The following is a 21977-nucleotide window of genomic DNA, read 5'->3' on the forward strand; positions in this document are numbered from 1 at the left end:
TCGCTCACGGCAGCACCCCCTTCGACTCGAGGGCGTCGGCGATGGCCTTGCGCAACTCGTCGGCGGTCTGCTCGGGACGGATCCCCGACGGCGGCGACAGCATCGCCGACATCACCGTGGAGATGCTCTGGTACGCCGGGGTCAGCGGCCGGACCGCCGGCTCCTTCAGCTCCTCCAGGATGGTCTCCTTCATCGGGTACGCCTTGTCCATCTCCGGGTCGTCGTAGACCTTCTCGATGGTCGGCGGCACGCCGTCGTTGACCGCGGAGAACTTCTGGTGCTCCGGATTGCGGATGCACCTGGCGGCCTCGAAGGACTCCTTCGGGTGCTTCGAGTAGGTGCTGACCGCCATGTTGACGCCGCCGATGGTGACCTTGCTCGGGGTGTTCGCGTCGATGCCCGGCACCCGCGCCCACTTCACCTTCTTCGCCATCTCCGGCGCCGCCTCCTGCATCGCCGGATAGACGAAGGGCCAGTTGACCTCGAAGGCCCCGCCGCCGGACTGGAACTCCAGCCGTACCGGGTCCTCGGTGGCGTTGGTGAACGACGGCGACGTCACCCCCGACGTGGCCAGCTTCCGCAGTTGGTCGAGGGCCTTGACGGCGCCCTCGTCCATCACTGCCCGCTTGCCGTCGTCGCTGAGAATCTTCCCGCCGGCGCTCTCCGCGAGGGTGTTGTAGAGGACGACCAGACCCTCGTACTGGGCGCCCATGGTGAGCACCTGGTACGGCTTGCCCTGCTCCTTCAGCCGCTGCGCGGCGGAGATCATCTCGTCCCACGTCTTCGGCGGCTCCGGCACCAGATCGGTGCGATACCACAGCAGCTGCACGTTGGTGTTCTTCGGCGCCGCGTAGAGCTTGCCCTCGTAGCGGGCGGTGTCCAGCGGGCCGGCCAGGGTGCCCTGCTCCGCCTCCGCCTTGTCCTGGCCGGTCCACTCCCGGATCCAGTGCGCGCTGGCGAACTCCTGGGTCCAGGTGACGTCGAGGCCGAGCACGTCCATCCCGCTGTCCTGCGCGGCCAGCCGGCGCACCATCTGCACCCGCTGGTCGTCGGCCTGCCGCGGCAGCACCCGGTAGACGATCCGGTAACGCCCCTGCGCCTGGGCGTTGCAGTCGTCGACCACCTTCTGCAGGTTCTGCTCCGGCGGGTAGTACAGGTTGATCGTCGGCGTACCGCCGTCACCACCGGAACCGCAGGCGGCCAACGGCGCCACCAACGCCAGCGCGGCGGCTGCCGCAGCCGCACGCCTGCGTGGCCGCCGCCGGTCCGCGGCGTGTGTCGTCATCGCCCTCCCCCTTTCGTCGGCGAAGGCCGGGGAAGTCGCCCGTGCCCCGGCGCACGGCGAGACGGTCGGGGGCGCGGTCGGCGGCAGATCCGCCCCGGCCCCAGGCGTTTCGTGCGCCTGACAGTGCCCGACCCGCAACGGCGCGAAACCTGACCGTCACGCGACGCCCACCACAGGGCCGGGCTGTGGTCCAGTTCACGTCACCGGGCCCCGGTCCACTCCGATGGACGCAAGCCTGGCCATCCGACGCGCACTTCCCGGGAATCGGCGGACCGCCGGAGCACGCGCGGGGCAGCCGGGTGTCGGAGCCGGACGGCATAGTGGGGGCATGATCGCGCGCTTCAAGGACCTCTGCATGGACGCCGTGGACGCCCACCGGCTCGGCGCCTTCTGGGCCGGCGTCCTCGACGCGGACCTGATCGACACCGGCGACGGCGACACCCGAATCGATCCCCGGGCGGCCGCCTCGAAGGCCGAGTCGATCTGGGTCAACACCGTGCCCGAGCCGCGTACCGGCAAGACCCGGGTCCACCTGGACCTGCGCCTCGCCGAGCCGGAGCCGACCGCGCTGCTGGCCGCCGGCGCGCGGCTGGTCCGTGAGCCGGACGCCGAGATCAGCTGGTGGGTGCTGGCCGACCCGGAAGGCAACCAGTTCTCCGCCTTCCGGCCCCGCGAGGGCGCCCGGCCCGGCGTCTTCGAGCTGGTGGTCGACAGCGCCGACCCGGCGGCCCAGGCCGGCTGGTGGGCCGGCGTGGTCGGCGGCCGGGTGGCCACCACCGAGGAGGGCGCCGCCTCGGTGGTGGGCGCGGCCGGCTTCCCCTGGGACCACTGGGTCTTGGACCCGGTGCCCGAGCGCAAGCGGGTGAAGAACCGGGTGCACTGGGACGTCGACCTGACCGGCCCGGACCCCACCGCGCTGATCGCGGCCGGCGCCACCCTGCTGCGCGAGCCCACCGACACCACCCGGTGGTGGGTCCTGGCGGACCCGGAGGGGAACGAGTTCTGTGCCTTCGCCCCGCGTCCCAACCAGTGAGCGGCGAGGCTAACCGATTTGATTATCGATGATCAGTGATCATAGATTGGCCTGTGTGGAACGTTTCGGCTTTCCGAGGCCGGGAAGCGCGTCGGTGTTCACCCCGTGACGCATCACGTTTGGGTTGGCTCGGGGAGGGCTCCGGCAACGTGAGTCGGCGGTGAGAGCCGGTTTTTGTGGATCGGTGTTGAGGCGTTGAGTCGGTGAGCGGGAAGCTGCGGCTGGCCGAGGGCGCGACCTCCCGCACCGCGTGCGCGCGCGCTGTGCTGCGCGCGGGGGTGGATGAGGCAACCGGTGAGGTGCTGTCTCGGGCGGTGCTGGCGCAGCGGGTCGGTTGGTGTACTGATCTGGTGGCGGGCATGGTGGCCGCGCTGGTCGGCGAGCATTGGAACCGCGTGGATGTGGGGGTGTTGGCCGGCGGGGTGGATGCGGGTGGCCGGAGGTTGCCGTCGCACGCGTGGATGGCGCTGCGGCGGCTGGGCTGGGCGGTGACCGCGCCGGTGGGTGTGAGGGTCAATGACCGGGTCGTGCGGATGGCGCAGGAGCAGGCGGGGCGTGCGCTGCGCTCAGTGAAGTGGCGCGCTGACGTGACCGCCGGGGTCCTGGCGGCCTGGCCGGCCGATCCGCGCAAGCGCACCCCCGCCGAGTGGGATCAGGTTCGGGCCGCGATCCCCGGCGGCGAGTATCTGTCGTCGAACATCATCAAGGGCCGCACCCGGCAGGCCGCCACGTTCGCCAAGGCCAATGGTCGCCTGCCGGTGGACGTGTTCGAACTCGAAGGCGTCCCGAGGATTCCGCGGATGCTGCTGCTGGCCGCGTGTGACCGGCAGCAGGCCACCATCGAACGCAGCGACACCGACCCGGCGAGAGCGCTGCTGCGGCTGCAACTGCCCACACGTCCGGACCCGCGAGGGTATCGGGACTGGACGTGGGTCGAGTGTCCGATCACGTTGCCGTCCACGGTTCCCGCCTCGGCGGTGCTGCACCTGCCCACCCTCCGCCTCACCGACGGGTCGGTGCGTGCCGACCTGGCATACACGCACGTCGTGCCGAAAGCTGCCCGCACCGGCCACACCGTGGCGGTCGGTGTGGACTGGGGTCTCAACACGCTCCTCAGCGCGGGCGCCCTACGACTGCACGACACCGGGCGGATTGCGGCGTTGGGGGCTGGTGGGCAGTTCCGGGCCGCCGGCGTCCTGGCCAAGCAGCACCGCCTGCGCCGCCACAGCGAGCGGCTGCACGCGAAGGCCGACCAGTACACGCGGCTGCTCGGCGGCCGCCCCGACGAGCAGCTGAGCGCGAAACACGAGGTGCTGGCCGGCGAGATCCGCCACGTGTCCACCCGCCGCCAAAACCTCAACGACGCGCTCGCCTGGGCCGCCGCCCGCTGGACCGTCGACCAGGCGATCGCCGCCCGGGCGTCCGTCATCTACCTGGAAGACCTGCGGTCGATGGAAGCCAAGGGCATGGGGCACAGCCTGAACACGCGCCTGTCCCAGCAGGTCCGCGGAAGAATCAGCGACCGGATGCGGCACCTCGCCGCCGAGCACGGCATCGCCGTGGTCACCGTCCCCGCCCGCAACACCTCCAAGCACTGCCCGCAATGTTTGACCCCGCTACAGCACCGTAAAGCCCCCGACCGCCCCACCACCCCAGGCTGGAAATGGGCCATCTGCCCCAACCAGTCCTGCCGCTGGCAGGGCGACCGCGACCACGGCGCCTGGCGGCGCATCGCCGCCCGCGGCCTCACCCATCAGACCAAGACCGTCATCGACAAGACCAGCGGGCAGATGGTAACCCGCTCGGTCGTGGACACGCTCGAAGCCGCAGCCGTCGTCACCCCCACCACCTCCAAGACCAGTCGGAGGGACCGATCGAAGACCGGCCCCACCCGGCACAAGCCAACACGCCCCGCGCCCAGGCGACGCAGGGCACCCTCCCCCACCCGGCCCCACGGTCAGGCGGGCAAGCGTCCGGAGGGACACGCACCAACGGACCGGAGGCTGCCCCGCGCAGCCCACCGACACCAGAGCGTGAACACGATCAGCACACCCACCACCACCGGCCACCGGCCACGAGGAGCCGCACTGGGCGCAGGATTCCACCTCCACGCCCATGCAACTCCACCACGGTGGGAAACGATCCCGGAAACCCCATCCGACACAGGATCGCCAAGCTGATCAGAGACGCTACCCAGCGTCCGCCCGGTCGACTAGCCTTCTCATAGTTCCGCAGCCAGCGCGTTCGCCGTCGACGTCGATACGCCTCCGGCCGACCCCAGCCCGCCCTTTCGGTTGGTTCTCGCGCGAACTCGCCTCTGCGGCACCACCGGTTGGGCAGGATCGTCCCAACCGAGGAGGTCCGTCGTGCAGGACACCACCCGCGCTCTCGCCCTGACGTTCGAGGTGAGCGGCCTGCCCCCGGTCAAGACCGAGGCCCTGTCCATCTTCGCCGCCGGGCACCGGCAGGCGGCGAGAGTCCGCGCCCTGCTCCAGGCCGCCTGCGAGGCGGCCCAGCACACCGGTTGGACCCCGCTCGCCGGCCCGATCGAGGTGGACCTGACCCTGCGCTGCCCGCCCGGGCACCGCACCTCCGACGCCAGCACACTGTTGGGCGGAGTCTGCGCGGTGCTGCAGGACAAGAAGCGGGTGGCGAACATCGGCCTGGCCCACCTCGGGGTGCTGGTCGACGTCGCCCTCTACGCCGACGACCGGCAGATCCGCCGGCTGTCGTACGCGGAGGAGCCGGCCGAGGACTTCTCGTACCAGGTCCGGGTGGCCGCCGTACCGGCGGTGGTTTGACCGACGACCGCGGCGGGGTACCGCGGACGCCGACGAAGGGAGCAGCATGTCGGAGCCACACGTCACGCTCGACCCGAGCGGGCTCGATCCGGTGCAGCAGAAGCTGCGTGGCCCGCTGGAGGATCAGCTGACCTCGGCCCTGCAGGCGGCCACCGAGCGGGTCCGCGCCGGCTACGCGGGCGAACCCGTCGAGGAGGTGTGCCGCCGGCTGCTCGACGAGACCCGCGCCGGCCTGCACCCGGACATCGCCGCCGGCTTCCAGCCCGACATGGACGAGTTCTGCCGGGTGGCCGTGGCCATCGTCCGCGGCGCGGCCTGAGGCACCCGTCATCCGACCGGGTCGCCGTCCGGCCCGCGCGGGCGGTGCCGCCCACCGCGGTCAGCTGCGCCGCACGTCCACCGAGACGACGTGGATGCCGTCGGGCCGGGTCGACTCGCCCAGTCGCACCGGCAGCGGCTCGCCCGAGGCCCGCACCCCGAGGCCGAAGCTCAGGTGCCCCTCGAAGTCTCCGGCGCCCGCCCAGCCCCGCAGCGCCGGGTAGCCGATGGCCGGCGGCGGTCAGGTGGTGAGGGCGAGCGACTTCATGACGACCAGCGCGACGAGCAGCACGGCGAGTCCGACGGTCACCGACACCTGCACGATGGTTTGCCGCTTCGCCGGCGCGTACGCCAGCCCGACGGCGGCGACCCCGCCGGCCAGGAGGCCCCCAAGGTGCCCCTCCCAGGAGGTCCAGCCGGCGGAGACCACCATCCAGATCAGGAACGGGATGATCACCCGGTTGGGGTCGATCGGGTGGTGGTGCAGCCGCCGGGTCAGGACGAAGTAGCAGCCGGCCAGCCCGTACACCGCGCCCGAGGCGCCGACGGCGGCCTGGTGCGGGGAGACCAGGAAGCCCAGGACCGATCCGCCGAGCGCGGCGAGCAGGTAGACGGCGAGGAAGCGCACGGCGCCCAGCCGCTCCTCGATGACCCGGCCGAGCACCCAGAGCCAGTACATGTTGAACACGATGTGCAGGATGCCGAGGATGCCCTGGGTGGGCAGCTGGTGCAGGAAGGCGGAGGTGATCAGGCGGTACCACTCGCCGTGTGCGATGCCGATGAGCTGGTATCCGTCGTAGGCGCCGCCGTCGTCGACGTACCGTTGGCCGGCGTCGTCGACCAGCCCGGTGCCCAGGCTGTCGAACTGGTCGAGGATCGCCGGGCGGACCAGCTCGGCCAGGTAGGCCAGCACGTTGAGCCCGATGAGCACGTACGTCACCACGGGTCGGGCGGCCACCCGGCCGCCGAAGACCGTGCGGGCCTGGCGGACGGTGCGGTTCTCGTCGCGTACGCACTCCGGGCAGCGGTGCCCCACCGGCGCCTCGCGCAGGCAGTCGGGGCAGATGGGGCGGTCGCAGCGGGTGCAGCTCAGCAGCGTCTCCCGCTTGGGGTGCCGGTAGCAGGTGGTGGTCGCCTCGCCGCCGGAGGGCTGGCCGGTGCTGATCGTGTCCATGAGCTGGGTGGTCCCCCGGGTGGTTCGTGGGCCGGCGTGCCGCAGAGCCTCCGGCCGGGTGCGGCCGGAGGCTCTGGGTGGACGGTCAGCGTAGCCGTCCGCGGGGCGGTTCAGTAGCGGCTGAGGTTCTGCGCGGGGCAGAGCACGATGCGGGGCATGAGTTCCGGCTTCAGCCAGGTGAGCACGCTCACCAGGTCGCCGTGCGAGAGGCTGACGCAGCCGGCGGTGGGGCCGGACGGTGTCTTGCTGAACTCGTGCAGGAAGATCCCGCTGCCGGCGCCGGGCACCGGCGTGGCGACGTTCGGGGCCATGTTGTACGTGATCACGGCGAAGTGCGTGTAGGCCGGCGTCTCCCGCCAGAGGGCCTCGCTGTAGCCGCCGGGGTTGGTGGCCGTGTGCTGGAAGCTGTTGTAGGCCGGCGAATCCGGGTTCTCGTTCCACCAGTCGTTGGTGACCAGCCGGTGGTAGGGGTAGCTGACGCCCGGGTTGGCCGCGATGCCGTACATGGTCGGGCCGATGGAGTAGACGCCGGTCGGAGTGTTGGGGACGCCCTCGAGGTGGTTGTCGCTGAAGCCGTTGCTGCCGATCCGGGCGGCCAGTGGCGCGGAGATCGGGGTCCAGACGCCGCGGATCCGCTGGAACGTCTCCAACGTGGCGTAAGTGGTGGTGTAGCTGTTCCCCGTGACGATGATGACCTGCTGTGTTGTCGGCGGCAGGGTGGTCAGGCGGGCGGCCTTGTTGTCTGGGGCGACCGGCCACTGGCGCTTGGGACCGGGCACGGCGGTGCCGCTGGTGGCCGTGGCGCCCCTGGGTCGGGCCGCTGCGGGGGTCGCGCCGGCGGCGAGCACGGGTGCCGTCACGCCGGCCGCCGCACCGATGAACAGAGATCTCCGCTTCATTCGGGGGATCATCGCACTTCGTGCTTATCCGCACAGTCCCGGGAAGCGCGACTTTTCGCACAATCTGCTAGCGGGGCGCCGGAGACGGGAGACGCGCGGGGAGAGGCCGGGGTGGGTCAGGACCGGGTCCGCAACTCCCCGGTCCTGACCCCCAGCCGTCCGGCGTGGTAGCGGAATTCGCCGTTGCGAGCGCGGCGGGCGTGGCACGACGCCCACGCCGGGCTCAACACGGCGAGCCGGCCCGCCTGCACTCAGCTCCACGGTGCCCAACTACCGGACTTCGGTGCGTCCCCGACTCACCCCGAAGAGTCGTGAACGCGGGCTCAGGTTAGGCACCTTCTCGCAGGGCGAACAAGGTTCCCCAGCGCCGGGAGAATGTGATTGATGCCAATGTCGAAATACGGCATGTTCGTGTAACAGGGTCAGCTGGGCTGGCGCTGTTTGTCCGCGAGGTGTCCGTCGCGCGTCGCGGGCGGCGGGACCGGACGTAGGCCGCCGGCCGCGGCGGCTCCGGCGATCAACGCGAGCGCCCCCAGGTGCAGCAGCCGCACCCCGGCCGGCGCCGGTACGGCGGCTGCGGGCAGGCCGGGCAGCAGCAGCGCCCCGAGCGCGGCCACCGGCAGCGCGACCGCCCAGAACCGGCCGGGCCGAGCCGGCGGCGCGGGTGGTCGTGCGCCGTCGAAGATCTCCTGCCGGCGGGCGGCACGCACCGCCAGGGCGACCACGACGACGGCGCCCGCCACCGTGCCGAGCACGTCGGAGAACTGCCACCAGTAGAGCCTGGTCAGCGCGTGGAAGTCCACGATGCCCAGCAGCCGCGGCCAGCGGTCACTGTGGGTCATCCGGTCCCAGCCGACGTGGCTGAACGCACCGATCAGCGCCGAGCAGACGGTGACCTGCCAGGGATGCCGGACCCCGCCCAGCGCGGCGTGGTCCCGCCAGGCGAAGAGGCGCTCGCCGGGCAGGTGCACCGCGATGCCGGCGATCACCCGGCGGACGATCCAGGCGTACGCGAGCGCGACCGGCAGGCACCACCACAGCAGCCCGCCGAGGGTGTGCGTACGCTGACCGAGCTCGAACCGCGTGCCGGTGAACAGGTAGCCGACGTCCGGCGCGACGGAGCCGGTGGCCAGGGCGACCCCGTCGAACCAGCGCGGTCGCCACAGCTTCAGCGGCAGCACGGGCGCCAGGTGCGAGGGAAAGGTCAACGGCACAGGCGGGACGTTACCCGCCGATCAGAAGTGCTGGCGCAGGTCGGGGAAAGCGGCCAACCGGATCACCCCATGGTCGCCCGGGTCGAGTTCGTCGTGCTCCAGCACCCAGGTGTTCTCGTTCGGGATGAAGACCGCGTTCATGCCGGCGGCCCGGGCGGGCAGGATGTCCGAACGCGGGGAGTTGCCGATCATCCACGCGCTGGCCGGGTCGAAGCCGTGTTCGCAGGCCAACCAGCGATAGGTGTCCGCGTCCTTCTCCCGCACGATGTGCGCGGCCCGGAAGTGGTGCAGCAGCCCGGAGGCGTCGAGCTTGCGCTGCTGCTCCTCCCGCTCCCCCTTGGTGAGCAGCAGCAACTCGTGCCGGGTGGCCAGGTCGTCCAGGGTCTCCGCCACGCCGGGCATCAGCTCCACCTGGTGGCCCACCAGCGCCGCCGCGAGGCTCTCGATCTCGGCGCGCTCCCGCTCCGTCGCCGGGCGCTCCCGCAGCTTTTCCAGGCACTCGCCCAGGCTGTGCAGGAAGACCTTGCTGCCGTAGCCGTGCGCGACGGCGTTGGCCCGCTCGATGTCGTCGAGGACGGCCCGGATCTCCGCCCGGTCCAGCGTCGGGTGGTCCAGCCAGGTGAGGAAGTCGTGGATCACCCGCTCGAAGAGGACGTTGTTCTCCCAGAGCGTGTCGTCGGCGTCGAAGACGAGCACCTTGGCTTCCCGGCGCTGTCGCATCGCGTACCCCTTCCCGTAACGGACCGGGACACGCTACTGCGCCGGGACAGCCGCGACATCCGGGTTTCCGACCGCGCCGGCACGTCAGCGGCGCAGGGTGAGGATCAGGTCGGCGACCAGCGCGGTCCACCCGGTCTGGTGCCACGCCCCGAGCCCGGCGCCGTTGTCGCCGTGGAAGTACTCCGGGAAGGCGATCAGGTCCCGCCAGTCGGGGTGGGTCTGGAAGAGCTGGCAGGCGCCGTAGATCGGCCGTCGGCCCCAGCCGTCCCGGGTGAACAGCGCGATCAGCCGGGCGGAGAGATCATCGGCGATCTCGTCCAGGGTCCGCTTCTGCCCGGAGCGGGTCGGGTACTCCACCTGCAGGTCGTCGCCGAAGAAGGCGGCGTAGTCCCGCAGCGCGCTGATCAGCAGGAAGTTGGTCGGCATCCAGATCGGGCCGCGCCAGTTGGAGTTGCCGCCGAACAGGCCGCTGGTCGACTCGGCCGGCTCGTAACCGACGCTGAACTCCTGCCCGCCGAGGGTGACGGTGAACGGCTTGTCCAGGTGGGCGCGGGACAGCGTCCGCAGGCCGTACTCGGAGAGGAACTCGTCGGTGTCGAGCATCCGGGCGAGCAGCCGGACCATCTGGTCGGGACCGACCATGGACAGCAGCCGCTGCTGCCGCCCGTCGGGGCCGAGCCGGCGGGCGCCGACCACGTCGGCGAACTCGGGACGGTTGGTGAGGAACCAGCGCAGCCGGGCACCCAGCTCGGGCAGCCGGCGCAGGGTACGCGCGGTGAGCCGGGTGACCGCCGCGAGCGGCAGCAACCCCACCACCGAGCGGACCTTCAGCGGCACCTGACTGCCGTCGGCCAGCCGCAGCACGTCGTAGAAGAAGGCGTCCTCGTCGTCCCAGAGCCCCTGCTGGTACGCCGCCGCCGCGATGTACGCGAAGTGCTCGAAGAACTTGGTCGCGGTGTCCACGTACGCCCGGTCGTGCTCCGCCAGCACGATGGCCATGTCGAGCAGGTTGAGCGCGTACATGGCCATCCAGCCGGTGCCGTCGGACTGTTCGAGGACCCCGGCCACCGGCAGCGCGGCCGACCGGTCGAACGGGCCGACGTTGTCCAGCCCGAGGAAGCCGCCCTCGAACACGTTGTTGCCGCCGGTGTCCTTGCGGTTGACCCACCACGTGAAGTTGAGCAGCAGCTTGTGCATCACCCGGGCGAGGAACTCGTGGTCCCGGGAGCCGTCGATCTCGAAGACCTTCAGCGCCGCCCAGGCGTGCACCGGCGGGTTCACGTCCCCGAACGCCCACTCGTACGCCGGGATCTGCCCGTTGGGGTGCAGGTACCACTCGCGGAGCAGGAGCAGCAGCTGCTCCTTGGCGAAGCCGGGGTCGACCCGGGCGATGGTGATGCAGTGGAAGGCCAGGTCCCAGGCCGCGTACCAGGGGTACTCCCACGGATCGGGCATGGAGATCACGTCGAAGCTGTTCATGTGCCACCAGGCGCTGTTGCGCCCGTGCCGACGCCCGGCCGGGGGTGGCGCCGAGCCCGGATCGCCCTCCAGCCACCGCTTCACGTCGAAGTGGTAGAACTGCTTGCCCCACATCAGCCCGGCGATGGCCTGCCGCGCCACCAGCGCCTCGTCGGCGGTCGCCGCGACGGGGATGACCCCGGCGAAGAAGCGGTTGGCCTCGGCGCGCCGCGCCCACACCACGCTGTCGAAGTCGTCCCCGAGATCCGCCGGGGGCGGCGGCGGGCTCGCCGGCGGCGGGGCGGTCCGGGTCAGCCGCAACCGGATCTGCCGCTGCCCACCGGCCGGCACGTCGAGCACGTAGTGCAGGGCGCCCTTGGTGCCCTCCCGGTCCGGGTTGACGGTGGCCGCGCCGGCCACCACGTGGTCGTTGATCCCGTCCTTCGGGTACGGCGACCGCCCGGGCAGCCCCCAGAGCCGCTCGGCGTTGGTGTCGTTGTCGCAGAGCAGCGGGACGGGCGTGCCGTCGCCCTCCAGCCGGATCTGCCCGAGCACCCAGTGCTCACCGACCAGCCGGGCCCCGGCCGCCGGGCCCGGCCCCGCGCCGGCTTCGAAGCCGACCATCCGCGGCACCCGGTCGCCACCGGGAAGTCCCCACCCCCAGGTGTTGCGGAACCACAGGGTGGGCAGCACGTGCAGGGTGTCGTCCCGGTCCCCCCGGTTGGCGATCGTCACCAGGACGCACATGTCGGTCGGGGACGCCTTGGCGTAGTCGACGGTCACCGCCCAGTACCGGTCCTCGTCGAAGATCCCCGTGTCGACCAGCTCGTACTCGGTGTCGTCCCGGCCGCGCAGCGCGTTCACCGCGACCAGCTCGTCGTACGGGAAGGCGGCCTGCGGGTAGTGGTAGCGCCAGCGCATCCAGGAGTGGGTGGGGGTGGAGTCCTCGTACCACCAGTACTCCTTGACGTCCTCCCCGTGGTTGCCGCCGTCGCCGCCCAGGCCGAACATCCGCTCCTTGAGGATCGGGTCCCGACCGTTCCACAGTGCCAGCGCGAAGCAGAAGGTCTGCCGGTCGTCGCACACGCCCGCCATCCCGTCCTCGTTCCACCGGTAGGCTCGGGAGCGCGCATGATCGTGGGGGAAGTAGTCCCACGCCGTGCCGTGTTCGCTGTAGTCCTCCCGAACCGTCCCCCACGCCCGCTCGGACAGATAGGGACCCCATGCGCGCCAGTCCTGCGCCCCGGCGTCGGTCTGGGCGAGCCGGTGCCGCTCGGGGTCGGGGGTCGCGGAGGTCGGGCGGTCGGTGAGCATTTGCACATCTTCGACGCCGCCTGGGTACTTCACCACAGCGGCCATTGTCGTCGTGGCGTGTAGCACCTCGCCGCCGGTGGAGGAAAGTTGATCGAGATTCGCTTCGGCCCGCAGGTCTGCGGGGACCTCGCCGCCGGGTCGGCCCGGGAGTGGCTGGTCACCGACGGCCGGGGCGGCTACGCCATGGGCACGGTCAGCGGGCTGCGCACCCGCCGCTACCACGGGCTGCTGGTGGTGGCCGGGGAAACCCCCGCCTCCCGGAAGGTGGGCCTGGTCAGCCTGGACCCGGCGGTGACCCTGCCCTCCGGGCAGCGGGTCCGGCTGGGCGCCCACGAGTGGTCCTCCGGGGTGGTCGACCCGCGCGGCTACGAACTGCTCGAGCGGTTCGACCTGGTCGACGGGGTGCCGCGCTGGCGGTGGCGGATCGGCGACGTGGTGATCGAGCGGGAGATCGCCATGGCCTACGGACGGCCCTGCGTGGCGGTGGTGCACCGGCTGGTCTCCGGCGGCCCGGTGCGGCTGGACCTGGCGGCGGCCTGCACCTGGCGGGACGCGCACGGGGAGCGCCGGGCGGACGGGCCGGCCCCGAGCCTGGAGCCGGCGGCCGGCGGGGCGGTGGTCGAGGGCGCCTTCCGGCTGGCCGGGCCGGACTGGGTGCCCGAGGGGCAGTGGTGGCTCGGCGTACGCCACCGGGAGGAGGCGGCCCGCGGCCTCAACCCGGACGAGGACCTCTGGTACGCGGGCCGCTTCTCCGGCACCCTGGACTCCCCCGGCGACACGGTCCCGGTGCTGGCCTGGGCGGACGACCTGGCCGAGGAGCCGCCGCCGGCGACCGCGCTGGTCGAGGCGGCGCGACGGCGCAACCGGGCGGTGGTGGCCGCGGCGAAACCGGACGACCCGGTGGCGGCGACCCTGGCCCTGGCGGCGGACGCGTTCGTGGTCAGCACCGGCACCGGCCCCGACGTGGTGGCCGGCTACCCGTGGTTCGGCGCCTGGTCACGGGACACCATGACCTCCTACGAGGGCCTGTTCCTGGCCACCAACCGGGCGGACGAGGGGCGGGCACTGCTGCGCGCCTACGCGGCGACCCTGTCGGAGGGGATGCTGTCCAACACCGCCGACACGGGGCGGGTGGAGTACAACACGGTCGACGCGACGCTGTGGTTCCTGCACGCGGTGACCCGGCACGTCACCGTCACCGGCGACACCGACCTCGGCGACGAGCTGCTGCCCGCGCTGCACGCGGTGGTGCAGGCGCACCTGGCCGGCACCCGCTACGGCATCCGGGCCGACCCGACGGACGGACTGATCACCCAGGGCGGCACCCCCGGCACCGCGCTGACCTGGATGGATGCCCGGGTGCACGGAGCGCCGGTGACGCCGCGCACCGGCAAGCCGGTGGAGGTCAACGCGCTCTGGGTCAACGGACTGGCCGGGGTCGCCGAGCTGACCGAGCTGGTCGGGCGGGACGCCACCGCGCTGTGGGGACTGCACACCCGGGCGTCGGCCGCGTTCCGGGCGCGGTTCCCCGCTCCGTTGGGCTGGCTGCACGACGCGGTGGACGCGCCCGCCCCGGCGTACCCCCTCGGTGGGGCGGCGCACCACGACGACGACCTGCTCCGCCCCAACCAGCTGCTCGCCTGGTCGCTGCCGTACGCCCCCCTCGAACCGGACCCGGCGGCGCTGCGCCGCATCGCCGAGGCGCTGCTCACCCCGCTCGGCCCGCGCAGCCTCGCCCCCGACTCCCCCGGCTATGTGGGCCGGCATCGGGGCGGGCCGGCGGAGCGGGACGCCGCCTACCACCAGGGGACCGTCTGGCCGTGGCTGATCGGGCCGTTCGCCGACGCGTACCGCCGGGCGGGGCTGCCCACCGACGACCTGTTCGTGGGTCTTGACGGGCATCTGACGGAGTTCGGCCTGGGCTCGGTGAGCGAGACCGCCGACGGCGACCCGCCGCACACCGCCACCGGCTGCCCGTTCCAGGCCTGGTCGGTCGCGGAGTTGCTCCGCGTCCGCCGGCGCTGACCACGCGTTACATCCCGGCAATCAGCGCGTCTCCGCCGGTTATCGACCGCTCGGCAGGATGGGCTGCGACCCCGGGCGCGGACGGCGGCCCCCGGTGCGGTGGGCGGCCGTGGCGTGGTGCGGGAGACACAACTCAAGGGGGCCGCATGTCCGCTGACGCCGAAGTGATCGACCTCCAGCCCGCCCGGCACCTGCGGGTGCTGATGCTCTCCTGGGAATATCCGCCCGTGCTGGTCGGCGGCCTCGGCCGCCACGTGCACGCCCTCTCCGTCGCGCTGGCCGCCGCCGGCCACGAGGTCACCGTCGTCACCCGGCACGCCGAGGGCGCACCCCTGGAGGAGTACGCCGACGGGGTGCGGATCCTGCGGGCGGCCGAGGACCCGGTCCGGTTCCCGCTCGCCACCGACTCGCTGCTGGCCTGGACCATGGCGTTCAACCACACCCTCACCCGGGCCGCGCTGCGCGCCGCCGCGACCGGCGGGTACGACGTCATCCACGCCCACGACTGGCTGGTCGCGCACACCGCGGTCACCCTGGCCGAGCACCTCGATCTACCCCTGGTCACCACGATCCACGCCACCGAGGCCGGCCGGCACCAGGGCTGGCTGCCCGAGGAGATGAACCGCACCATCCACGGCGTCGAGCACTGGCTGGCCGCCGAGTCGGGCCGGGTGATCGCCTGCTCCGGCTACATGCGCGACCAGGTGACGCGGCTGTTCGACGTGCCGATCGGGTCGATCGACGTGGTACCCAATGGGGTCGACGACCGGGCCTGGCGGGCCCGCCCCCGGGCGGTCGCCTCCGCCCGCGCCCGCTTCGCCGGCACCGGTCCCCTGGTCGGGTACGCGGGCCGGTTGGTCTACGAGAAGGGCGTGCAGCACCTGGTGCACGCGGTGCCGTATCTGCGGGACCGGCACCCGGGGCTGCGCGTGGTGATCGCCGGCGACGGGCCGTACCGGGAGGACCTGGTCGACCAGGCGCGACAGCTGCACCTCGGGGAGACCGTCCGGTTCGCCGGCTTCATGGACACCACCCAACTGCCCGCGGTGCTCGCCGCCACCGACGCCACCGTCGTCCCGAGCCTCTACGAGCCGTTCGGCATGGTCGCCCTGGAGGCGGCCGCCGCCGGGGCGCCGCTCGCGGTGGCGCGCACCGGCGGGCTCGCCGAGATCGTCGAGCCCGGCATCACCGGGCTCACCTTCCCGCACAGCGACCCGGACGCCCTGGCCGGCGCGGTCGACCGGCTCCTCGGCGACGAGGTCTTCGCCCGCCGGGTGGCCCGCCGCGCCCGCACCATGGTCGCCGAGCGGTACGGCTGGGCCACCGTCGCCGCCCGGACCGCCGGCAGCTACGCCGCCGCCCGCCGGGAGCACGACGCGTTCCAGGCCGGCCGGGCGGCCGCGCTGCTGACCGGCGGCCGAGCCGCCATCACCATCCCGGACGGAAACCTGCTGGCCGAGGCCGCGAGCTGACGCGCGTCGCATCGCCGACAGTTCCGCCCGGCCCGCGGCGACATACTGCCTGGTGATCCGGCTGGTCCGCGGGACCGGTCCCGCACCTCTCCTCAGTGGACCGTCCGGGTGATGCCCCTCACCAGGCGGCGAAACTACAGTGACGTAGTTTTGTCGATCAAGACCTCCGGGGAAGGGCGAACCGAGATGATGGGACCGTCCCACGCGCTGTCCGGCGCGGCGGTGTGGCTGACCGGCTCCTGGGCGCTGGACCAGTTCGCCGACTACCACCAGACACCGCTGGCGCTGGCGGTGGGCACGGCGGTCTGCGCGGGCGGGGCACTCTTCCCCGACCTCGACCTCTCCGGCAAGGTGACCCGCAACCAGGGCGGCGCCACCGTGGCCCGCACCTTCGGCGTGGTCAGCCTGTTCATCGCCGAGGTGGTGGAGAAACTCTCGCTGGGCGTCTACTACGCCACGAAGCTCAGCAAGGATCCGAAGCGGAACAACGGGCACCGCACGTTGACCCACACCATTCCGTTCACCGTGCTGGTCGGCTGGGGCACCACCGCGCTCTGCGCCCACTACGGCAAGTGGGCGGTGGTCAGCATCCTCTTCTTCATGATCGGGCTGGCGCTGCGCGGCCTCTTCGACGGGTGGGCCGAGCGGGCCGGCTGGGTGATCGTCACCCTCGTGTCGGCCGGGGCAGCCTGGTTCACCTTCGCCAACCTCCCCGGCGACCGGGGCTATCCGCTCATCGGCACGGCGGTCGGCGTGGGCTGCTTCGTCCACATCCTCGGCGACATGATCACCCGGGCCGGGGTGCCGATCCTCTGGCCGATCCCGATCAAGCGGCGGATGTGGACGATGATCGGCCTGCCCAACAGCATCGCGCTGCGGACCGGGAGCAAGGCCGAGACCATCGTGCTGCGGGCGGCGATGACCATCCTCGCGGTGCTCGCCGCGGTGGGGCTGGTCGCCCCGTCGGTGCTGCAACGGTTCAACATCCAGGTGTGACCTCATTCGACGGGCCGGCCGCCGCGTCGCCGGCGACGGCCGGGCCGGCGGACCACGCCGGCCCGCCGGGTGAGGACGCCGCAGTGCCGGCGTTCTGGCGGCGGCTGGGCCTGCCCGGGCTCGCCGACGTGCACACCCACTTCCTGCCGCCCCGGCTGCTGCGCAAGGTGTGGGCGTACTTCGACGCGGCCGGCCCGCTGGTCGGCACCGAGTGGCCGATCCGGTACCGGTGGAGCGACGCCGAGCGGGTGGCCCACCTGCGCCGGCTCGGCGTGCGGGCGTTCACCGCGCTGGCGTACGCGCACCGGCCCGGGATGGCGCAGTCGCTGAACCGGTGGACGCTCGACTTCGCCGCCCGCACCCCCGGCTGCCTCCCCTCGGCCACCGTCTTCCCGGAACCCGGCGCGGTCCGCTACGTCGCAGAGGCGCTGCACGCCGGAGCGCGGGTGTTCAAGGTGCACATCCAGGTAGGCGCGTTCCGGCCGACCGACCCGGCACTCGATCCCGTATGGGGATTGCTGGCCGAGGCCGGGGTGCCGGTGGTGGTGCACGCCGGGCACGCGCCGGTCGGCACCGCCCACACCGGACCGGAACCGTTCGCGGCGGTGCTCGCCCGGCATCCCCGGCTGGCCGCGATCGTGGCGCACCTGGGTGCGCCGGACTACGCCGACTTCCTGGATCTCGCGGAGCAGTATGAGCGGGTCTGCCTGGACACCACCATGGCGTTCACCTCGTTCTTCGACCGCTTCGAGCCGTTCCCGGCGGCGGACCTGCCCCGGCTGCGTGAGCTGGGGCTGGCCGGCAAGGTGCTGCTGGGCAGCGACTTCCCGAACATTCCGTACCCGTACGCGGAGCAGCTCGCCGGGCTGGAACGCCTCGACCTCGGGGACGACTGGCTGCGCGCGGTCTGCTGGGGCAACGCCGCCGCCCTGTTCGCGCTGGGCTGGCCTCCGCGTTAGCCCTGCTTGAGGGCGGAGAAGCCGACCCACCGTCCCGCGTACGGACCCGAGGCCAACCGGAGGTGCTCCACGCCGTTGAGCACCGCCCGCATGTCGTAGCTGACCGGCTCACCGGCATGGTGGTCGGTGACGACCGATGTCATCATTCCGTTCGGGTCGATGGTGTAGGCCGTCAGCGACGCGGGGACGACCGTGGCCACCCGGGGCATGAGGTACGCCATGGCGGCGTTGGATCCGACCGCGTACCGCGCTCCCCGGGTCTCCAGCACGTGGTAGCCGGAGAAGCTGCCCGCGTTGATCAGATACCAGATGCCGGTCCGGTTCCGGATCTTCTGCCGCTCCACACAGGGCGCGCTGCTGGCGCGGCTGAGCTTGAGGGTGCGGCTGGCCAGGACGGTGCCGGTGCTGGAGAACCGGTAGCCGGTGTGCGTACCGGCCGTCAGGCGCACGTTGGCACGCACCGAGTGTGGCGGGAAGTCCGAGTAGAACAGGTCGGCGATGCGGGCGAAGTACTCGTCGCCGGTGATGGCGAAGAGTTGCGCGTGCTGGATGCTGTGCGTCGCGTGGTACAGGTTCGAGTCCTTGCCGTGGAGCAGGCAGTACTGGCTGCGCCAGCCCCGGGTGCGAATGGCCGCATATGCGTCGCGGGCGGTGGTCAGGGCACCCTGGAGCAGCAGCTTGGCGTTTGAATCCCGGGTCAGGATCCAGTAGTCCCACAGCCCGTACGCGGAGAACATGTGCCCGTTGTAGGTGCGGTCGCCCCGCACCTGGAGCGGGTGCGGGTACTCGTCCAGCCAGAGCAGCCCGTCCTGGACGTGGACCCCCCAGGGCTTCCCGGCGACCGGCGGCAGCAGGAACGAGGCGAAGGTGGCGTCGGCGGCGGTCCGCCAGGAGGAGTTGCCGGTCACCTCGTACAGCCGGGTGAAGAGGCTGAGCGCCTGCCCCTGCGCCATCATCGAATACCACGGCGGCCGGAACAGGTCGTAGGTGGCGTGCAGCATGTAGTCGAAGCCGTGCGGGAAGAACCAGGCCCCATCGCGCAGCACCCGCCGGTCCGCGAGCCGCTGCGCCTGCTTGATCGCCCGGTTCAGATACTCCAGCGTGCCGGTGAGCCGGTGGCTCTCCAGCAGCGCCAGGCCGTACTGCGCCTGACCGACCGGGAAATCGTGCAGCTTGCCTCCGGTGAGGATCATCCGCACGCCCTGCGCGTCGTGCGTCCCGGTGTCGACCAGCGGCATCGGGGTGCTGCGGTAGTACGGCCGCAGCTCGACCGGCAGCTCCCGGATCTCGAAGTCGTCGTACCGGAACTGGAACGGGAGGGCCGCGGTCGCCGCGAGCGTCCGCCCATCGCCTGGCTCGGACGACCGGCCGGTCGGGGCCAGCTTGCGCAGGTCGGCGGCCTTCACGCGGGGCGACCTGCCGATCATGTCGCCCGGCAGGGGTAGGCTCAGCTCGGCGGAGGGGTCGATCAGGTCCGGGATCGCCCCGGCCGGTGTCACCCACTGTGGACCCGGGTCTGCCGCCTCGACCGGACCGCCCAGCAGCGGCAGGGTGCCCGCGGCCAGACCCGCGCCGAGGAGGGTACGGCGGGACCAGGCCGGCGACCGGCGGAAGAAATCGGTGGGCTCGTGCGCCATGTTTTGCCCTCCCCGTGGTGATGCCGCGCCTGTCGGCTGGCCCTGTATACCAGGAGCGACGGCTTCGGGACGGCCCCGGTCACACCAGGTAGGGGAGCACTGACTGTCCGTCCGACAGAACCGACGGATCGGCGGCCACGGCTTGGCCACCGGGACGGGCAGCTTGCCCGAACGGGTGCCGGGCGGCGTTCCACCGGCCGGTCTCCGACTCAGACGCCGACCCGCTGTTCCGGGATGCTGAGGCCGTAGAGGGCCATCAGTTCGGGGCTGTCGATCCGGCTGCCGTCGGCCACCGAGTCGCAGGCGATGTCGACGATCTGGTCCTTGTGCGCCAGCAGGTACGGCCGGGCCCCGACGTCGGCGCTGGCCAGGGTCGCGATCCCGGACCAGTGCCGGCGACCGAACACCATCGGGTAGCCGCGCAGTCCGTCGTAGGTGGCGCAGACCAGCACGTCCGGGTACGGCAGGGCGGCCACCCGGCGGACCGCGCCGGTGGTGAGCCCGGGCATGTCCACCGGCACCACCACCACCGCCTCGATCCCCTCGTCGGTCAGCGCGGCCAGCCCGGCCCGGATCGAGGAGCCCACCCCGGTCCCCCAGGCCCGGTTGACCACCACGGTGGCCGCGGTCAGGTCCGCCGTCTCGCGGACCTGGTCGGCCGCCGCGCCCAGCACGACCACGACCTGCTCGCAGCCCGCCTCGCGCATCGTGTCGACCAGCTGGCTCAGCAGGGGCTTCTCCCCCTGGTGCAGCAACGCCTCGGGTCCGCCGATTCGACGGCCCCCACCAGCGGCGATGATCATTCCTGCGATCCGGTTCAGCGGTGCCCCCTCGACCAGGGGGACGGACCGGGGGCAGCCGCGCCCGGTCCGTCCCGTCGTACGCACACCGGACCAACGAGCGCCACCGGGAGCGGGTAGCGGGGCAAAACGGAAATTTGTGGTGACTATGCCGCGTCGGCGTAGCAGTCGACGATGGACAGGTCGAGCGGAAACCGGACCGGGGTGTCTCCGAAGAGCAGCCCGGCGGCCCGGGCGCCCGCGGCGGTGACCGCCGCCGCCACCGTCTCGGCCTGCTCGGCCGGGCAGTGCACCATCACCTCGTCGTGCTGGAAGAACACCAGCTCCGCCCCGGTGCCGGCCAGCGCGGTGCGCAGGGTGGCCAGCAACGTGGCCGCCCACTCGGCGGCGGTGGCCTGGATGACGAAGTTGCGGGTGAACCGGCCCCGGGACCGGGCCGCCCGGGCCCGGGGACCCTGCGGGTCCGCCCCGGTGTCCGGGTCCGCCTCCTCCCCGTCGCCGAAGCCCACCGAGCCGGGCGGGCAGGTACGCCCCAACCACGACCGCACCAGCCCGCCCGCCTCACCGGTGCGGGCGGCCGCCTCGACGTATCCGAACGCCGTCGGGTAGTTGCGCTTGAGCACCGCGAGGGCGGGCACCGCCGCGCCACCGGTCTGTCCGTACATGGCGCCGAGCAGGGCCACCTTGGCGCGGGCCCGGTCACCGGCGAAGGCGTCCCGGGCCAGGGCGGCGTAGAGGTCCCCGGCGCCACCGGCGGCGGCCAGCCGGTCGTCCCCGGAGACCGCGGCGAGCACCCGGGGTTCGAGCTGCCCCGCGTCGGCCACCACGAACGCCCAGCCCGGGTCGGCCACCACCGCACGCCGGATCACCTTCGGGATCTGCAACGCGCCGCCGCCCCGGGTGGCCCAGCGGCCGGAGACCACCCCGCCGGGCACGTACTCGGGATGGAACCGGCCGCCGGAGACCCAGGCGTCCCGCCACGCCCAGCCGTGCGCCGTCCAGATCCGGTAGAGCTCCTTGTATTCGAGCACCAGCGGCACCGCCCGGTGCTCCACCCCGCGCAGCACCCAGGCCCGGGTGTTCGGCAGCTCCACGCCGGCCCGGGCGAACGCCTTCAGCAGCTCGGCCGGGGAGTCGGCGTGCAACTGGCGGACGCCGAACGCGTCGGCGATCCGGGCGGCCAGCTCGGCCAGCCGGCGGGGCGGCCCACCGACCGGCGACGCCTCGCCGAGCAGGTCGGCGAGGATCGCGTCGTGCACGTCGGCGCGCCACGGCAGGCCGGCCGCCCCCATCTCGGCGGCGATCAGCGCACCGGCCGACTCGGCGGCGACCAGCAGCCGGAACCGGCCGGGCTGCGCGGTCGCCGCGATCCGGTCGAGCTGGTCCGCGTACACCCGGGTCAACGCCTCGATGCCCGGGCCGGGCGGGCCGGACGGCGGGTCGAAGAGTGCGCCCTGGCCGTGACCGGGGGGTTCCGCCGGGCGGGGCGCCGGGTCGGGCGGCACCGGCGCGCCGGTGAGCCGGGCCCAGGCGGCGGCGAGCGACCGGGGCTCGCCCCAGCGGCCCGCGTACCCGAGCAGCAGCGCCTCGGTGAGCTCGACGTCGTGGCAGCGGTCCAGCCGTACGCCGGCGCGCAGCAGCGCCGGGTAGAGCGGGGCGCCGGTGGCCCAGACCCAGCGGGGGCGGCCGGCGGCCTCCCCGGCGGCCACCGCGGCGGCGAGGTCGGCGACCGGCTCGGCCGGGCCGACGGGTCGGCCGGCGGGGTCGAGGGGCTGCAGCACTCCCCCGCCCCGCTCGTCCGACACCACCGCCACCAGCACGGACGCGATTCTGCCTCGCCCCTCCGACACTCGCCGCGCCCCGCTCCGCCCG

17 protein-coding genes are annotated in these 21977 nt (G+C 72.7%); 8 read left to right on the plus strand and 9 right to left on the minus strand.

Features of this window, described 5'->3' with window-relative positions; translation table 11 throughout:
• Positions 1–4: 4 nt before the first annotated feature.
• Entirely contained in the window at positions 5–1285 is a 1281-nt protein-coding gene (locus ACFYM6_RS22055; RefSeq protein WP_387278192.1) for an ABC transporter substrate-binding protein, read from the minus strand.
• A 328-nt stretch (positions 1286–1613) separates the two neighbouring features.
• Here ACFYM6_RS22055 and ACFYM6_RS22060 point away from each other — a divergent pair, with 328 nt between their 5' ends.
• The 4 genes from ACFYM6_RS22060 (at position 1614) to ACFYM6_RS22075 (ending at position 5438) form a co-directional block, all read left to right on the plus strand.
• On the plus strand, positions 1614–2318 hold the full coding sequence (locus ACFYM6_RS22060) for a VOC family protein (RefSeq protein WP_387278194.1): 705 nt from the start codon (positions 1614–1616) through the stop codon (positions 2316–2318).
• Between the two features lie 203 nt (positions 2319–2521).
• A complete protein-coding gene (locus ACFYM6_RS22065; RefSeq protein ID WP_387278196.1) occupies positions 2522–4498 on the plus strand; it encodes a zinc ribbon domain-containing protein in 1977 nt (658 codons plus the stop codon).
• 186 nt (positions 4499–4684) lie between these two features.
• The gene (locus ACFYM6_RS22070; RefSeq protein WP_073836708.1) at positions 4685–5119 is read left to right on the plus strand and encodes a hypothetical protein; all 435 of its coding nucleotides are present in this window, start codon (positions 4685–4687) and stop codon (positions 5117–5119) included.
• A gap of 46 nt (positions 5120–5165) precedes the next feature.
• Positions 5166–5438, plus strand: coding sequence for a hypothetical protein (locus ACFYM6_RS22075; protein WP_073836709.1), 273 nt, complete (start codon positions 5166–5168; stop codon positions 5436–5438).
• A gap of 240 nt (positions 5439–5678) precedes the next feature.
• Here ACFYM6_RS22075 and ACFYM6_RS22080 read toward each other — a convergent pair whose 3' ends face one another.
• The 5 genes from ACFYM6_RS22080 to ACFYM6_RS22100 all read right to left on the minus strand — a co-directional run bounded on the left by ACFYM6_RS22080 (position 5679) and on the right by ACFYM6_RS22100 (position 12216).
• The gene (locus ACFYM6_RS22080) at positions 5679–6611 is read right to left on the minus strand and encodes a rhomboid family intramembrane serine protease (protein WP_387278199.1); all 933 of its coding nucleotides are present in this window, start codon (positions 6609–6611) and stop codon (positions 5679–5681) included.
• Positions 6612–6721: 110 nt separating this feature from the next.
• Entirely contained in the window at positions 6722–7510 is a 789-nt protein-coding gene (locus ACFYM6_RS22085) for a L,D-transpeptidase (protein ID WP_387278201.1), read from the minus strand.
• 422 nt (positions 7511–7932) lie between these two features.
• Complete coding sequence (locus tag ACFYM6_RS22090; protein ID WP_387278203.1) at positions 7933–8724, minus strand: DUF4184 family protein; 792 nt, start codon at positions 8722–8724, stop codon at positions 7933–7935.
• Between the two features lie 21 nt (positions 8725–8745).
• Entirely contained in the window at positions 8746–9444 is a 699-nt protein-coding gene (locus tag ACFYM6_RS22095) for an HAD family hydrolase (protein ID WP_387278205.1), read from the minus strand.
• An 84-nt stretch (positions 9445–9528) separates the two neighbouring features.
• Complete coding sequence (locus ACFYM6_RS22100) at positions 9529–12216, minus strand: glucosidase (protein WP_387278207.1); 2688 nt, start codon at positions 12214–12216, stop codon at positions 9529–9531.
• Positions 12217–12303: 87 nt separating this feature from the next.
• On the opposite strand from ACFYM6_RS22100, the gene ACFYM6_RS22105 reads away from it, so the two are divergent.
• The 4 genes from ACFYM6_RS22105 (at position 12304) to ACFYM6_RS22120 (ending at position 17668) form a co-directional block, all read left to right on the plus strand.
• The gene (locus tag ACFYM6_RS22105; RefSeq protein WP_387278209.1) at positions 12304–14241 is read left to right on the plus strand and encodes an amylo-alpha-1,6-glucosidase; all 1938 of its coding nucleotides are present in this window, start codon (positions 12304–12306) and stop codon (positions 14239–14241) included.
• A gap of 146 nt (positions 14242–14387) precedes the next feature.
• Positions 14388–15713: a glycosyltransferase family 4 protein gene (locus ACFYM6_RS22110; protein WP_387278211.1), complete on the plus strand. Its 1326-nt coding sequence runs from the start codon at positions 14388–14390 to the stop codon at positions 15711–15713.
• A gap of 186 nt (positions 15714–15899) precedes the next feature.
• Positions 15900–16709: a metal-dependent hydrolase gene (locus tag ACFYM6_RS22115; RefSeq protein ID WP_073836718.1), complete on the plus strand. Its 810-nt coding sequence runs from the start codon at positions 15900–15902 to the stop codon at positions 16707–16709.
• Positions 16710–16792: 83 nt separating this feature from the next.
• Entirely contained in the window at positions 16793–17668 is an 876-nt protein-coding gene (locus tag ACFYM6_RS22120) for an amidohydrolase family protein (RefSeq protein WP_387278409.1), read from the plus strand.
• On the opposite strand, the gene ACFYM6_RS22125 is transcribed toward ACFYM6_RS22120, so the two are convergent.
• The 3 genes from ACFYM6_RS22125 to ACFYM6_RS22135 form a co-directional block, all read right to left on the minus strand.
• Positions 17665–19305 carry a D-glucuronyl C5-epimerase family protein gene (locus tag ACFYM6_RS22125; RefSeq protein WP_387278213.1) on the minus strand — a complete coding sequence of 547 codons (1641 nt, stop codon included), beginning with the start codon at positions 19303–19305 and terminating at the stop codon, positions 17665–17667. The genes ACFYM6_RS22120 and ACFYM6_RS22125 overlap by 4 nt on opposite strands.
• Before the next feature lie 209 nt (positions 19306–19514).
• Complete coding sequence (locus tag ACFYM6_RS22130) at positions 19515–20108, minus strand: NTP transferase domain-containing protein (RefSeq protein ID WP_387278215.1); 594 nt, start codon at positions 20106–20108, stop codon at positions 19515–19517.
• Between the two features lie 143 nt (positions 20109–20251).
• Positions 20252–21955, minus strand: a complete 1704-nt coding sequence (locus tag ACFYM6_RS22135) for a bifunctional 3'-5' exonuclease/DNA polymerase (protein ID WP_387278217.1) — start codon at positions 21953–21955, stop codon at positions 20252–20254.
• Positions 21956–21977: the final 22 nt, after the last annotated feature.

Source organism: Micromonospora sp. NPDC006431, assembly GCF_042870725.1.
GTDB lineage: Bacteria > Actinomycetota > Actinomycetes > Mycobacteriales > Micromonosporaceae > Micromonospora.